This window comes from Amycolatopsis rhizosphaerae (genome assembly GCF_007713715.1).
Taxonomy (GTDB): Bacteria; Actinomycetota; Actinomycetes; order Mycobacteriales; family Pseudonocardiaceae; genus Amycolatopsis_E; species Amycolatopsis_E rhizosphaerae.
In genome coordinates, this window is record NZ_VJWX01000171.1 from 1 (window position 1) to 13,393 (window position 13,393).

At 66.3% G+C, this 13,393-nt stretch carries 10 protein-coding genes and 2 pseudogenes; 3 read left to right on the plus strand and 9 right to left on the minus strand.

The annotated features are described in order from the left end of the window. Positions 1 to 537: pseudogene (locus tag FNH05_RS17970) on the minus strand (hypothetical protein); the annotation flags it as partial. A 140-nt stretch (positions 538 to 677) separates the two neighbouring features. On the opposite strand from FNH05_RS17970, the gene FNH05_RS17975 reads away from it, so the two are divergent. The 3 genes from FNH05_RS17975 to FNH05_RS17985 all read left to right on the plus strand — a co-directional run bounded on the left by FNH05_RS17975 (position 678) and on the right by FNH05_RS17985 (position 6,556). Further along, positions 678 to 1,073: a Scr1 family TA system antitoxin-like transcriptional regulator gene (locus tag FNH05_RS17975; RefSeq protein WP_281287613.1), complete on the plus strand. Its 396-nt coding sequence runs from the start codon at positions 678 to 680 to the stop codon at positions 1,071 to 1,073. A 957-nt stretch (positions 1,074 to 2,030) separates the two neighbouring features. Beyond that, complete coding sequence (locus tag FNH05_RS17980; protein ID WP_144589858.1) at positions 2,031 to 4,040, plus strand: site-specific DNA-methyltransferase; 2,010 nt, start codon at positions 2,031 to 2,033, stop codon at positions 4,038 to 4,040. Next, the gene (locus FNH05_RS17985) at positions 4,037 to 6,556 is read left to right on the plus strand and encodes a DEAD/DEAH box helicase (protein WP_144589859.1); all 2,520 of its coding nucleotides are present in this window, start codon (positions 4,037 to 4,039) and stop codon (positions 6,554 to 6,556) included. The genes FNH05_RS17980 and FNH05_RS17985 overlap by 4 nt, the downstream gene beginning before the upstream one ends. Before the next feature lie 151 nt (positions 6,557 to 6,707). Here the strand turns inward: FNH05_RS17985 and FNH05_RS17990 are convergent, their stop codons facing one another. The 8 genes and pseudogenes from FNH05_RS17990 to FNH05_RS18025 form a co-directional block, all read right to left on the minus strand. After that, entirely contained in the window at positions 6,708 to 7,352 is a 645-nt protein-coding gene (locus tag FNH05_RS17990; RefSeq protein WP_144589860.1) for a DUF2637 domain-containing protein, read from the minus strand. Next, positions 7,349 to 7,549, minus strand: a complete 201-nt coding sequence (locus tag FNH05_RS17995) for a hypothetical protein (protein WP_144589861.1) — start codon at positions 7,547 to 7,549, stop codon at positions 7,349 to 7,351. The genes FNH05_RS17990 and FNH05_RS17995 overlap by 4 nt, the downstream gene beginning before the upstream one ends. A gap of 146 nt (positions 7,550 to 7,695) precedes the next feature. Beyond that, positions 7,696 to 8,895 (minus strand): tyrosine-type recombinase/integrase, encoded by a 1,200-nt coding sequence (locus FNH05_RS38105; protein ID WP_186382602.1) that lies wholly within the window; start codon positions 8,893 to 8,895, stop codon positions 7,696 to 7,698. Continuing rightward, on the minus strand, positions 8,895 to 9,092 hold the full coding sequence (locus tag FNH05_RS18005; RefSeq protein WP_144589862.1) for a helix-turn-helix transcriptional regulator: 198 nt from the start codon (positions 9,090 to 9,092) through the stop codon (positions 8,895 to 8,897). The genes FNH05_RS38105 and FNH05_RS18005 overlap by 1 nt, the downstream gene beginning before the upstream one ends. A 12-nt stretch (positions 9,093 to 9,104) precedes the next feature. Then, positions 9,105 to 10,718 carry a replication initiator gene (locus FNH05_RS18010; RefSeq protein ID WP_144589863.1) on the minus strand — a complete coding sequence of 538 codons (1,614 nt, stop codon included), beginning with the start codon at positions 10,716 to 10,718 and terminating at the stop codon, positions 9,105 to 9,107. Next, on the minus strand, positions 10,715 to 11,107 hold the full coding sequence (locus FNH05_RS18015; RefSeq protein WP_144589864.1) for a hypothetical protein: 393 nt from the start codon (positions 11,105 to 11,107) through the stop codon (positions 10,715 to 10,717). The genes FNH05_RS18010 and FNH05_RS18015 overlap by 4 nt, the downstream gene beginning before the upstream one ends. Beyond that, positions 11,104 to 12,655: pseudogene (locus tag FNH05_RS18020) on the minus strand (FtsK/SpoIIIE domain-containing protein). Before FNH05_RS18020 ends, FNH05_RS18015 begins: the two are co-directional and overlap by 4 nt. A 554-nt stretch (positions 12,656 to 13,209) precedes the next feature. Next, positions 13,210 to 13,393: GntR family transcriptional regulator (locus FNH05_RS18025; protein WP_144589865.1), on the minus strand; the 184-nt coding region annotated here is incomplete at its 5' end.

A 13,393-nucleotide genomic window follows, 5' to 3' on the forward strand; every position in this document is an offset into this window, starting at 1 on the left:
CACCTCGACCCGCCCCGGGAACGCATGCTCAACCTCCCGCGCGACCAGGGCCTGCGTGATGGTCTCCGTGTCCGGCGTCGCCACTCGCGTCGTGTGCTGACGGCTGAGCGCGTCCAGCGACGCATTCAACCTCGCCCACCATGCCTCCGACAGCGACACCTCCCGCACCTTGCCCCGTTGCAGAGGTTCGTCCGTCACTAACTCGACCTCGTCGGCGCGCCAGACCGCCTGCTCATCGGCATCGAGCCAACTCAGCGACGCGTACCAGGCTGGCTTCGCGATCCCGGTCAGCAGTTCTGCGGTCTCCAGGCCGTTGGCGGCCTGGCCCTGGGCGGCGATCTTCGCCAGCGGGCGGACCTCGATACGCACCCACGTTTCCCGATCGCTGGGAGCACCGACCGTGCGGCGCTTGCGGACCAGCGACTCGCGGACCAACGCCACACCCAGCCCAGCCTCGACCCGATTCAACACCCCGTCCACGGACTCTTTACGCAGGTCACGCCTGGTGTGAGCAGCGATGGTGGTCACGTCGGTCATGTCCTCGAACGTATCAGTTTCGGCCACAGACGCCAGATCAAACCGAGACCCAGTAAGCCGACCTGGTCGCCCGATCCTTGATGGCTCAGTCTTAATAAGGAGCAGCGACTCGGTCCAAAATCAGGTTCAGTGCCTCTTCCATGGATAGCGCTCACGACGGTCGTAACAGATTCATCAGAGACGACGACCTCCAAGTGTTCCGTTCCCTACCGGTACGATCGCCCGGCCCTGCCGTACTGCGGGAACAACTGCGGCACATCACCCGCGTGGTCCGCGAACGCGACGCCACCGTGCAGGTCGTCCCGTTCGCCGCCGACGCCCACGCCGCGCTCGGCGACTCGTTTGTGATCATCCAGTGGCCCGACGAGACCGGTCCCGAAGCCGTCTACGTGGACGGAGTGACATTCTGGACAGTGCACGAACGCGGCGGCGTGATCCGCAGCTACCTGCACGCCGAGGCCTCCTTACAAAGTCAGGCACTGGCTCCGCGAGAATCACTGGACCTCGCCCGCGACGTGATCAAGGACCTGCAATAAACACCGACACCCCGGCCGATGCCGTCCGGGTGGTATGGGTCGTGCACGGTGGTCGGGCCGCCGCCCACCAGGACAGCTGTGACCTGCGGCAGGCTCATCGGCATCGGACCGCTGCTGGCTCTGGCCACCGACATCCCCGAGACCGCGGGCTGTGGGTACATCGCGATGGTCGGCACATCGACTTCCCTGGCGAGGCCCCCCGCGCGGCGGCGCGGTGGGAGCTGCGCTGGGTGGAAGATCGGCTGTCGGACGTCGCCTTCGACGACGCCAAGGACCAGTGGCTGACTGGGTTCGCCGCCGCCGAGCGGGCCGTCGTCGCGTGAACCAGATCTTCAAGCTGGTCAGCAGCGATGCGAGCCCGGCGCACGCCGATCCCCGGTCGCTCGGATGGGACGACGCTGCCCGCGCACCACGCTATTGGACGCACCCCCAACAGATGCTCGACGAGGCACGGGCGTGCCGAACTCACACCACAACTTCCTCGGACGAGGCGTAGGCCGGTTCCAACCGCGCTAATCGTTCGCCACGACCGTGTGGGCTGTTGATGGAGCGTGGCAGGTGCCCGGCTTGCCGCCACTGTCGCAGCACCTTCCGGCCGCAATTGTTGGTGCCCGATCCGGTCCAGGCTGACGGAGACCTTGGCGCGAATCCTTAGGGACGCCGAGCGCGGCCTGAGCCGGGCCGATGCGGCGGGCAAACGTGCAGGCACTGCCGGTGCAGGACGTGAGCGGCCGAGGCGTTGGGCCCAGATCGCGGTGGTCCGCGGGACCGAGAAGTCGCTCGCCGGGCAGCGAGCGGTTCGACCGCTCGCTGGTGCGGATAGCCACCGGGGCGGGCGACAGCGTAAGAATTACTTCGACTGATCTCGGATCAGTCGGGCCGTCTCGCAGACAGGCGCTCGGCTGTTCGGACAAGATTGGTGCCAGCAGGCTAGGGACGTAGTGGACGGGATGTTGCATGGCGGCGGGGTACAGCGGAGGGCTCGAACTCACCTGGACGAACAAGGACAAAGCGCTCCTATCCACGGGGGACGGCAAGTACGATTACACGTTCGTCGATCGAGCCGACTACCGCGTCTCTGAGGTTCGGCTCCTGCACGAGGTTGAGCGCGTCGAAGCGCCGGCACCCGACAGTCGGCCGGATGGGCTACCCGAGCCCACAACCGACAACCTCCTCATCACGGGCGACGCCATGCATGCTCTGGACGTCCTCAACAAGGTCCCCGAGTACGCCGAGCGCTACCTCGGCAAGGTGAAGTTGGTGTATATCGATCCTCCCTTCAACACGGGGCAGGCGTTCACCCACTACGACGACAACATCGAGCACTCGATCTGGCTCACGATGCTTCGCGACCGGTTGAGGCAGATCAAACCGCTCCTGTCCGACGATGGCTCGGTATGGGTGCATCTCGACGACGCCGAGGTGCACCGCTGCCGCTCGGTGCTGGACGAAGAACTCGGTTCCGAGAACTTCGTTGCAGAGGTCGTGTGGCAGAAGGCGACATCGCCGCGTAACGACACCACGGGCTTCTCGATCTCCCATGACAGTCTGCTGGTGTACCGCAAGACCGATCGCTGGGCACCGAACCGAATGAAGAGGCTTGCATCCTCGAATACATCCCGCTACCGGTCCCGAGACGGCGACCCGGTGCCGTGGCGCGACGGGGACGCAACGGCGGGGAAGGCTTCTACCAACCACCCGATGGTCTACGCCATCCAACACCCGATCACCGGCGGGCTGATGTACCCGACCCCCGGACGATGCTGGGGCAAAGCGCAGTCTTGGTTCCTTGACCAGATGAACGAGTACGCCAAATATGAACTACGCGACATCGGCGATGAGGAACGCCGATCCACCATCTGCGGCACGACCCCCGAGCTGGTCAAGCCGGGCGTCCCGGCCATCATGCTCGCCGAGCCGTTGGAAGACGCAGCCAAGGCAGCACGCGCCAGGTACAAGGCGGGATCCTGGCCCGAGTTGGTCTTCCTCGACCTAGACAAGGAACGCATCCAGCGCAAGAAGCACCTGGCCGACGAGGGACGCGTCCCGGAGACACTGTGGTTCGCATCGGACGTCGGCGGATCGCTGCGCGGCAAGAACCAGGTCCGAGACCTGTTCCCGGACCTCCACGCCTTCGCCACCCCGAAGCCAGAGGAACTGCTCCAACGAGTCATCCACATTGGCTCGAACCCCGGCGACATCGTCCTCGACTGCTACGGCGGCTCTGGAACAACCGCAGCGGTTGCACACAAGATGGGTCGCCGCTGGGTAACCGTCGAGCTACTGTCAGTCACGGTGGCTACCTACACGAAACCACGGCTTACACGGGTAGTGAACGGCGATGAGCCAGGCGGAATTACCACCTCGACAGAGCGCGTCGCAGACGCCGACCTCCCGGACGATGTGACGCCCGACGAGGCGCAGGAGTTCAACCGGCTCCTGACCAAGGTCGTGAAGGTTGTCGACGTCGACAAGGACGCAGTAAAGGCGCTCCGGAACGCCACGAAGACTAAGAGCCAGACCACGACCATCTGGCACGGCGGTGGCGGATTCACGCACCTCGAAGTCGGCCCGTCGATGTTCGAGAGCGTTGCCGACATCGTCGTCCTCGCTGAATGGGCCACCCAGGGCGACCTCGCGCGAGCCATGTGCGCCCAACTCGGCGTTCGCTACCGGCCTGACGGGATCTTCGCAGCCAAACGAGGTCAGGTGCGCTACGTAATTCTGGACGGCCTCGTCGGACACGGCACAGTGGCGGCGATCCTCGACCAACTCCCCGAGAAGCAGATTGTCGAAGTCTGGGCGACCCAGATCGACCCGGACGCCGAAGAGGCGCTTCGCAAGGCCCGAAAGGGATCACGACTGACGAAGATCCCCGAGGCCGTGCTCGACACCTATCGGCGACGGGCTGCCAAGACCTCTCCGTTCACGCGCCGTACTCAGCAACCGGAGGGAGCCGACTCATGAACGGCGTGCACATCAATGACGACCTCCTCTCCGAGATCGCCCACCGACTCGAACTGCGCAAGCCCAACCGCGCAGCGGTCGAGAGCGTCGCAGCGATGACCTCAATGCACTTTGACGTCGATGCGAAAGAAGCCCCATTCGAGTGCGTCGTCGACTCGGCCACCGGAGTCGGCAAGACCTACGTCATGGCCGGACTCATCGAGTACTTCGCCGGCCTGGAGAACCCCGCCCGCAACTTCCTGCTCCTCGCCCCAGGTCGTACGATCCGGGACAAGAGCATCAAGAACTTCAGCCCCGGCCACCGCAAGTCACTGACCGACGCGATGGAATCTGAGCCGTTCGTGATCACGGCCGACAACTTCAAAAGTCCGGCAACGCGCAAGGTGATGGAGGACAACAGCAGGACCAAACTGTTTATCTTCACCGTCCAGGCACTCACCTCGAAGACCGGTGAAGGACGCGCCACACACGAGTACCAGGAGTGGCTCGGCGGCTCCTTGTTCAACTGGCTCAGCAACCTCGATGACCTGGTCATCCTCGCCGACGAGCACCACTGCTACCGCGGCCCGGCGTTCTCGAAGACCATCATCGACCTACGGCCCGAACTCGTCGTCGGCCTGACGGCAACACCTGCGAAGGCGGACGAGAACCTCGTCGTCTACCGCTACCCCTTGGCCCGCGCGATCACGGACCAACTCGTCAAGACGCCCGTCCTCGTCGCACGCAAGGACGACCGGAACGACGACCACACCAAACTCCTCGACGGGGTCACCCTGCTCCGCTACAAGGAGCGCCTCGCCCATGCACGGTGCGACGAGGAAGGCATCCTGCGCATCAACCCGGTCATGCTCGTCATCGCGCAAGACACGGCCGAAGCCGATCGTTACCAGGAGTTGTTCGACAGTGAAGCGTTCGACAACGGCGCCTGGATCGGCCGCACGCTGCTCGTCCACTCAAACCTGAAGGGCGACGAGAAGGAAGCGGCACTGGCTGCGCTGGAGGACGTGGAGGACCCGCAGTCACCCGTCCGCGTCATCATCAGCGTGGGCATGCTGAAGGAAGGCTGGGACGTCAAGAACGTCTACGTCATCGCCTCCATGCGCGCCAGCGTGTCATCCGTGCTCACCGAACAGACGCTGGGTCGAGGCATGAGACTCCCGTTCGGGACGTACACCGGGGTCGAGATGCTCGACACCGTCGAGGTGCTCGCTCACGAGCGCTACGAGGCCCTGCTGGCTAAGCGGCAAGCGCTTAACGAGAAGTTCATCGACCACGCCGTACTCGCCGAGATCCGCCGCACCGCAGAGGGCAAGTTGGTCGCCCGCAGAAAGATCGTCGATGAAGCGGGCGATGTCATCCTCGCAGGCGCGGCGCCAGGCGACGCCGCCGGTGACAAGACGCCTGTCGCCCAGCAGACCGGTCCGCGGACCTCCGGCTCGCTCCCTGCGGAGCCCGCGCCTGCGGGTGGAATCGTCGACTTGCAGCATCTCCTGGGGAAGGCCAAGGACGCTGCAGAGGAGACCGAGTCCAGCATCCGGAAGCACTACCCGCTCCTGGGCCGCGCTGAGATCGCGATTCCGTACACGCAGAAGGTCGCCTCCAAGGCGGTGATCTCCCTCAACCAGATCCATGATGACGCCCCATTCACTGCACTCGGCAAGGCCCTCGCGACCGAGGCTGATACCGAATTACGCCGGACACTGCTGCGGCCTGACGAAGGCGGCACCGTCCGCGGCGTACAAGCCGAGGCAAGGGTCGAGGCCCTTGCCCTTGATATCCCACTCGAAACCTCGCGCGCTGGTCTCGTGAGAGCCATCATGCGCGCCCCAAGTGTCCGCCCGGAAGCAGGAGAGGCGCGCGCGGCACAGCGCCTCGCCGATCTGCTCATTGACGGTATGGGAGCCGACGCTCAAAAGCACCTGTCCGCATTCTGGGAGCGCGCGGCCCGCAGGCTCACCAACCTCGTTGCGGACCAGCTGAAGAAGGTCGCCGGTCAGGACGTTGTGTTCTCCGATGAGGTGAATTTCCAGAGGCTGCAGAAAGAACGCCAGACCACCAAGGAGCACCTTGGCGGGCACTCCGAGCCGCACTCGAAGTCTGTCGCCTACAACGGTTGGACGAAGTGCCTCTACGAGTACGCCTGGTTCGACACTTCACCTGAATACAAGGCCGCGCAGGCGCTCGACGAGGCCCCGAACGTCATCGTGTGGGCACGCCTCCACATCAACGACCTGCCGATCACATGGACGCAGGAGGGCCGCGAGTACAACCCCGACCTCGTCGCAATCGAGGAGGTCGACGGGCAACGAACGTGCTGGCTCATCGAGACCAAAATGAACAAGGACGCTAACGCCGAAGACGTCCAGGCCAAGGCGAAGGCTGCCAAGACCTGGGCAAACACAGTCAACAACAGTGGCAAAGTCGACGGCAGGTGGCACTACATCCTCCTGACCGAAGATGACGTCAACGACGCCGGACTTGACTGGAATCAGATGAAGGCGTTCGGCGCACGGTAAGTAACGTCCAGCCGTCATGCTCACAATGAGTGCAGCTTCAGGGATAGGAGAGCCAAGGGTCACGCCAGCAACGACCTTCACCCGGGGACTACGCCGCCCGCGCACTCGAGCGCGCCCCGCAGATGCTCGACGAGGCAGGCGCGGGCCGAACTCACACCACAGGCCCCTCGGACGAGGCGTAGACCAGTTCCAGCCGCGCCGGGAGTTCGCCACGACCATGTGGGCCGCCGATGGCGGGCGGAAGGTTCCAGGCCTGCCGCCACCTGCGCAGTACCTTCCGGCCGTAGTTGTTCGTGCCCGCGATCCGGTCCAATTCCGCGCCGGTGGGCGTGCGGCCCTTGAACCGCTCGGTCACGTAGTACGCCCACATCCGCTGCTCGGCGGTCGGCTCGGCTGGCGGCCGAGCCTCGTCCGAGACCGCCGCGAGACGCACCACGGAGCCGGTCTCATCGCCGGTCCCGCCCGTCTCGCCGGTCTCGGTGCCGGTCTCGGCGCGGTGCCGCTTGAGCAACTCGACCGCCAACAGCAGCGCCAGCGGCGGACACGCCGCCCACCGGCCACCGGCACGGCGGCCGTGGCCGGTCGTCTTCCACAACTCGACCGTGGCCGTGGTCAGGATGCCGTCCACGATCAACGGCCAGATCGCCGCCGTGGCCTCGTCGGCACCGAACCGCAGCACGAACTCCCGCCCGTGGCGGTAGGAGGCGTGCGCCGCGCCGAGCGCGACCAGCGCGGTGCAGGTGCACTGCACCCACAGCGCGCGGTCTCGCCGAGCAGGGGATGCCATAGCACTCATCGCAGCGCACCTCCCGCCACACGCTGCGCGTCGTTCGGGCGGAAGCCGACGCAGGCGAACACCTGGGAGCCGGTCATCGCCCGGCCCACCGGCAGATGCGGAACGCGGGCGCGGAGGTAGTCAGTTCCGCACACCACGCAGGCCAGCCCGTCGGCCTGCGGCGCACTCAGCTCAGCGATCAGCGTGTCGCAGCTCATCAGGAACCACCCGCAACCAGACGACGGGTGCCCACCGGGCGGATCGTGATCTCAGGACCTCCGACCAGCACTGAGCGGTTCGTATGCTGATGCGTTAGGCCCACTCTTTATGCAGGTCAGCGACTCGCGGGCCACCCGGGACAAGATCATCTCCCTGGTTTATCCCCGCTTTTGCCCTCGGACGGGTTATCCAACAGCCCCTCCAGGGCCGCCGCCGTGGCCGGATCGACCGCCTTCCGGCCCAGGTACACGTCCTGCGTCATGGACACCCTCGCATGGCCGAGATGATCCGCGATCAGCCGAGTCGGCACGTCCGCATCGTCGAGCGCGGTCGCCGTCGTCTTGCGGAACGTGTGCGAGGTGACCCAGAGGAACTCCTCCCGGCCGCGGGTCTCCCGGATCACCCGGAGCACGTTGCTCGGATCCCGGAGTCCGCCGGTCGAGCTGGCGAAGACCGGGCTGCTCATGCCCCGGCCTTCCTCCATCGCTTCGGCCCGCCGCTTCTCCAAGATCTCCAGCGCCCACGACGGCAGCGGCAACAGACGTTCGCTCTTCTTGGTCTTCGTCTTCGGCTTGCGATATAGCCCCTGCCCCTTGACCCGCACGACGGTGTGCGCCACATCAACGGTCCCGGCGTCGAAGTCCACGTCGTCCCAGAAGACACCGAGCGCCTCACCGATCCGAACCCCGGTCGCCATCATGAACTTCGACAGGTCCGGCAGGTCCCAGCGAACAGCCTTCTCGTTGCTCTCCAACTGGGCCAACCACTGCGTCCGCTCCATCGCGTCCAACGCCCGCGGCTGCTTGGTCTGGCCCGCCGAAATCCGACGAGTGTCCCGCGTCGGATTGGTGCTGATCGCGTCATACCGGGCAGCCAGCCCCAACATGCCGGACAACACCGTCCGCGCCGTCTTCGCCGACGACGACCCCACATTCTGAAGCAGGACAACAAGAAACCGGTCAATCCGGGAGACCGAGGCCTCACGGACACGAAGCTCCCCCAGCCCAGGCAGGATATGGCGATCGAGGATCGAGCGATAGGTGGTCGCCGTGTTGGGCGACTTCTCTCCTCGCCCCACCTCAAGGTCGACCTGCTCCATCCACATCGCCGCGAGCTCCCTCAACTTCGTCTCCCGCGTCACCTCACCACTCGTCGCACCCGTCCACTCCCGGATGGCCTCCCGCAGCCGCTGCGCCGCCTTCCCCTGCGTCTTCCCCGTGCGCTCGACCGGCCGAGTCTTGCCGTCGAAGTCCCGGAACTGCGTGCGAGCACGCCAGCCACCGCCGGGCAGAGGTGAGTACCGGATCTTGCCGTACGTCCCGATATCGAGAGGTGGACGGCCCATCACGCCACCTCGTCCGCGAGCCCGTCCACCCAGGCCCGCACGTCCTCGGGCCGGTAGCGGACGTACTTGCCCATCCGGCGTCCGGCAGGCCCGTAGCCCTTGCTGCGCCACTGGTACAGCGTCGCCACCGGGATGCCGAGGTAGTCCGACACGTCCTCCACCGTCCAGAGACGGCCGATCCTGCTTACGTTGTCCATGCTGTCCCCCCTTCAGGCCGCGAGCGGAGTTGCCGAAGTTTCTTGCTCCCCTGTTGGCAGCCCCGCCGCCAGTAGGGCCCGGTCGTACTCGGCCTTCCAGGTGATCCGTTCAGCGATGGCGCGCATCAGCAGGTGGGCCCGCGGTGGAGCGTCCCGGTCCCCTGGATCAACCTTGCGCCAGATCAGCCGGGAGGTGTCCCGCTCCGGCTTCACAATCCCGACCGCGGCGAGCATGTCCCGCACAAACGCCTTGCGGTCGGCCTTGTGGTCAGCGAGGGTCTTGCCTGACCACTTCCGTGACACCAGCACCCGCCGACCCGGTAGGCCGAGGGTTGCGCGTCGGTGCGCCCTGCCCTTGCAGTGCCCCGAAGTCGTCCGGCTGTTCGCCCCGAGGGGCTGGATGCCGTAGAGCATCCACACCGCACAGCGCGGCGAGCACGGGGTGATCGAGAGTTCCGCGTGGAGCCGGTCGTGGTGTTCTCGCTGCCGATTCGTCGAGGCTTCGATCACTTCCCCCGTGGACTTGGTCAAGTACTTCGTGAGGTACCCGATGTGGCGTCCGGCTTCGTCGGTGCCGCCGAGGATGCCCTTGGAGTGCACCTGCCGCCCAAAGGTCACCACGTGCGCGGGTTCCTCCACCGCTTCCACAGCCTCGCCCCACGAGGTCAGTGATTCCCGGGTGTCGGGGTCCACAACGGACTCTGCTTGTGCGTCCCACACCGGCAGTCGGTCCCCGTGGTAGACGAGCTGGTCATGGTTGGGCCACCACACCAGGTGGTAGGTGGCTTCGGTGACCTTTCGGATGACCTCGTGCGGGATCGATCCCCGCACCGCGGCGTGGAGGTGGGGTGCGGCGCGTTTTTGGGGTTCGACGGTGGCGAAGTACTGCACATCCCAGCCCGCGACCCGCCGTAGGTTCTGCCACCACCGGTCGACCAGGGAGGAGAAGTGCACCGCGTCCCGCGCCGCCCGCCGGTAGTCGTAGGTCGCCATGTCGACGGGGGTGCCGTCTTCGCGCACGCGGCCGTAGGTGTCGCAGGTGAGGGTGACGAACATCGACGGCCGGAACCGCCCCGCATACTCGCGGCCGACCGTGGTTTTGGCGACCTTGCGGCGGGGCAGGTTCGGGGCGTCCTGCCGCCGCTTGGTGGACCGTTTCGCTGGTTTCCGTTCCGGAAGGTCGGGTGAGGGGAGGCGGCCGCGCATGCCGAGTTGCCGAAGTTCCTCGTCGACCCCGCGGATCTCCTCCCGCAACTCGTCGGCCTGCCCCTCCTCCCCATGTGCCACGGCGAACCGGTACAGCTTGACCAGGTCGGCTCGGAAGCCCATCAACTCCTTCTGATCGTCGCTCGGCGGCTTTGAGGTGAAGTCAGGCTCCTCGGCCAGGTGCCATCCCTCCCGGCACTGCACCATCCGCAACGCCTTCGCCTTCCGCGCACACGGCAGACACACCGACTCGACCGTCGAGCCGCACGGCACGGCCACATACCGCAACTCGCCGGTGTCAGGGTCCCCGACCTCCATCGTGAACGGGCGGACGCACACGCCGTGCTTCTCGGCCGTAGCCTTCATGACCTCCGACGACAGCGGCAGCCGCATCCGCTCGGCCCGAGTACCGGTGCTCATCGGGCCTCCCCGTCTTGCAGGAGGTCGCGCAAGGTGCGGAGTTCGTCGAGCGTCACACCCTGGTAGCCCTCACCGTCGAGGGGAACCAGCCCGTGACAGTCGTCGAAGGGGATGCCGCCATAGACCCGCAACCGCACCCCACTCGAAGCGTGGCCCTGGATGCTGATGTGGAGATCGCCGTAGCGGGTGTGGCCCCACCGGGCCTCGATGCGCTCGAGGGTGGCCGCCCACGCCAGCAGGCCCGCCAAGTGCGTGACCGTAGGACCGGGGTCGATCTGCACTTCCACTTCCGGGCGCATCGCCTGCAAAGCCACCGTGCACGGCTCCGGCAGAGGATGGCTGCGCATGTGGTCGAAGAACGCGGTCGCCAGGGATTCCAGCTTGCTCACGCCGCCCGACCTCCCTCGATCTCCCGAGTCGGGAGCGGCAGGACCTGCCCGGCGGTGACGAACGCTTCCAGCGCCTTCACCGTCTCGTCGGGCACCCACCCGGCCCGCACGCGCAGGGGTTCGCGCAGCCCTTCGCCCCACACGTACCCGACCCCGGCGGCGGATTCCTCAATGCGGTTGGCCCAGGCTCCGCGCTCGTAGGCTTGGTCGCCGAGGACCATGCCGACGTGGGATTTGGCGGTGACCCGCAGGCAGATGCGGCGGGGGAACAGATCCCGCACCGGCACCGTGTCCTTGCTCGGTTCCTGCACATACCCGCGCACCGTGAACCCGAGTGCCCGGCCCTGCGTGGTGAGGAGGGCGACCTTTTCCACGATCTGCTCGTGGGTCTTGCGGTCGGTGTACTTCGTCAGGGCGCCGATTTCGTCGAACTCCACCAGCTCCAACGGATGCTCGGTCGAGATGGGCACGTTCCGCACTCGGCCGGCGAACTCGGTCTTGCGCTCGTTCATGGCCTGCACCAGGTCGTCGAGCAGGTCGAGAGTGTCCTTGCCGGTCACGGCGTAGCGGTGGAAGATCCCCCGCCCATACGCCAACTCCATGCCCTTCGGATCAATCCCCGACACCCGCACCAGGCCATCCCGGATCGCGGGGGCGATGGAGACCAGCGGGCACCACATCACCGAGTTCTTCCCCGCGCCACTGGCACCCGCCGTCAGCGTGTGACTGCCCGAGCCGTAGAGGGGCACGTGCCAGTCCTGCCCGTACTCCGTCCGCCCCGCCCACACCCGGCGCAGCTCCACCGCGACCTCGTCGAGCTCGGGGCAGGGCACCGGGGTGGCGAGCAGGTCACGCCGCTGAAAGTCGATCGACACCACGTTCGGGGCGACTTCCCGCACCTGGCACCGGGCGACCTTGCGGGCCGAGGCGAGAGCGCGGGCGGCGTCGTCGAAATCCTCCGGCTTCTGCCCCGGCACCAACTCCCACCCGCACCTCGTCCCACGACGGCCCAGACCGCACCCGCTTGACCTTCGGGATGCGCACCCGAGCAGGCTGCTGGTTACGGCTGATCTTCTTCCGTCCGACGAGGGTCACGGTGACGTCGACGGGCAGCGTGTCGTCCTTGATGCTCAGCCCGCAGGCGTGCAGCCAGCCCGGCAGCTTGGGGACGTAGACGGCCCAGCAGAACCACCACGACCGCAGCACCCGCCCGGCCCACTGATCGAACGAGACCAGGTGCAACCACCACCAGGTCGTCAGTCCAGCGGCGAGCAGCAGCACGGTGAGCACGAGGGACAACCAGCCCCACCACCAGCACCACGCCCCTATGGCCAGCACAGCGAGGGTCGTACGCGGGTGGGTCACGATCTGCTTGACCAGCCACCCCAGGCCCTTGCACAACCACCACAGCGCGAGGAACACCACCGCCGCGGCCGCGAGGGTTTCCGCGATCGCCGCCAGGGCCTTGCCCAGCTTGTGCAGGACCCAGACCACCAGGGCCAGGCCCGCACCGCCAAGAAGGAGAACACCGAAGGTGTGCGCGTTCATCGCCGACCACCGGCCTTCCCGGTGGCGGGAATGTCCAAAGGCAACCGGCCCGCACAGGCGGCACACTCGGTGTCACCGGGCGCCAGGCGAGCGAATTTGCGGCAAGCGGCGCACCGCTGCCGACCGCGATCCGTTGACACGCACTGGTGCGCGTTGTCTATCGTTTCCACTGTCTACTCCGCAAGGGTAGGCAGCGCAGAAGCGGAGAATGGTTTGGCCGCCGAATCCGCTTCTGCGCCTTAGCTTTCAGGAATTTTTCGACACGAGGACGTGCTTGATCGCCACACGACCCGCGCGTGTTGGAGAACTGTCTATTGTGGATTTCTGGTCAGAGACCTTCGAAAGGGCTGCGTGCGCACGCCCGGCACACGTGGACCTTGTCCCGGATCAGCCGGTGCTGTGCCCCGCAGAGCAGGCAACGCCGCCGGACAAGCCACCGACGCCGAGAAGGCCGTAACCTGGGTGGCACCTGGATCACCTCCCCTCCGGGGATGTGGGTGGGAAGGCACGGGGGCGGGCGCGACTGACACTCTTTTCCGCCCCCGTGCTGCCGCTCAGATCGGGTTGGACCTGCGCGGGGTCACATACGTGCCCTTGGACTTGATCGTGACCACCAAGCCCCGTTTACGCAGCAACTGGGTGGCGTGCCGAGCCGTCCCAAGGGAAACGCCGTACTCGTGAGCGAGGCGGGCCTCCGCCGGAAGCGGTGTGGACGGCTTCAAGTCGCCGGACATGATC